This window comes from Microcystis sp. M53603_WE2 (assembly GCF_030065435.1).
In genome coordinates, this window is sequence record NZ_JASJFF010000663.1 from 1 (window position 1) to 1,456 (window position 1,456).

At 38.0% G+C, this 1,456-nt stretch carries 2 pseudogenes; one reads left to right on the forward strand and one right to left on the reverse strand.

The window, feature by feature from the left end:
- Positions 1–100, forward strand: a pseudogene (locus PX481_RS30155) (IS200/IS605 family transposase); the annotation flags it as partial.
- An 81-nt stretch (positions 101–181) separates the two neighbouring features.
- Here the strand turns inward: PX481_RS30155 and PX481_RS14415 are convergent.
- Positions 182–901 (reverse strand): annotated as a pseudogene (locus PX481_RS14415) (IS1 family transposase).
- Positions 902–1,456: the final 555 nt, after the last annotated feature.

The window sequence follows — 1,456 nt, forward strand, 5'->3', positions numbered from 1 at the left end:
AGGAAAGCATGGGGATGAAGGTATGATAGCGAGATATGTAAAAGAACAAGATAAAGAATACCTGCAGCTACACCAAAATCTACAATTGAGTCTATTTTGATTCTGATACCCCGTCCGCTTGCGGCGGGGTAGTTCATTCATAGATTTTTAGGGGGCGGAATGTGGGTTTAATCATAGATTTTTATCGATGGTGGAAGATGAAATACCAGATAGCCCCGATATGATTATCCATTTTTTTGGAGAACGATAGACTCTGTCTGACCAATCTAGAAATTCTTTGTCGAAGAGTATTGTTTAATCTTTCAATAGGATTAGTTTGACCAGTTTCTTTACCTACTGCCCGATGACTTTTACGAGGAATTACTGTCTTATATAACTCCCAAAAGTCTGTGTAAGCAACAGCACATTGTCGATAAACTCATGGGAGACTTTTCCAGAGCTTTTTAGCTGATTTACGGCTTCTATCTCCTAAATAACAACCAATTATTTCTCGGGTAGTTCTATCGATAGCTAACCAAATATATACCTAAATTTTATTACAAAATAATAATGACTATAACTCATCCAATTCTATGATTAATTTGCCTTTAGGTTTGTCTGTTACCTATACCTGGCGAGGAAATTGGTTAAATTTATTATTAAGATAGTTTTGTAAACATGACCAACTCACTCCAGTTACTCTAGCAATTCCTCGCAGAGAAATTCTTTCTAGTAGCAGGAGATTTATTAATTTTTGGGTTTCGTTAGAGACGGTTTTATGACTAGGATTAATTACCAACGGTTGACCACAATTTTTACCCTTACGTTTCGGTTTGCCATTATGTGTAGAACCATTTTTGATGGTATGGCAAGAACCACATTTAGGACAACTAAATATTGAAGCTTGTGAATCTTTTGTCAGAAGATTCTGTTCTAAATCTTCATCGCCATCCAACCAAAGTTTAATGATCCAAGAGAAGATATTGATAAAAACAGCAATCATAAAAAGCAAATTCTTGACATTTGTCAGGTAATTATTTTTATTAGTAAATATTCTACACAACTCAGGCTAGATAAGCAAGAGAGCTACGCCACTACTATCGGATCACTACCGTCGGTTCTTGTTACGGCGATCGCCTGTACTTTTGAAAATGGTGACAAAACGGGAATCATAGGCACAATTCAAACTTGAGTTTTGCGACTACCTGAGTGATCTAACTCACACAGCTTAAATCATGCAATCCATAAGGTCAATCAATTTGGCAATCAAAAAGTACTGGATATGGGAGTGATCGGGGGGAAATTTAGGCACTTTTTCCCTGAAACCCACATTCCGCACCCTCAACTGTCACATAAGCTGTCCCCCTCCAGAGACTTGAGTAAAAATACTTAGCTGGTGAAGGTTTTCTCGGTGGCCGCTAGGGGGGGTCTTGAGACCCCTAATTAGGGTCTGCTGAAAAAGTTTTTCGTGGGGACA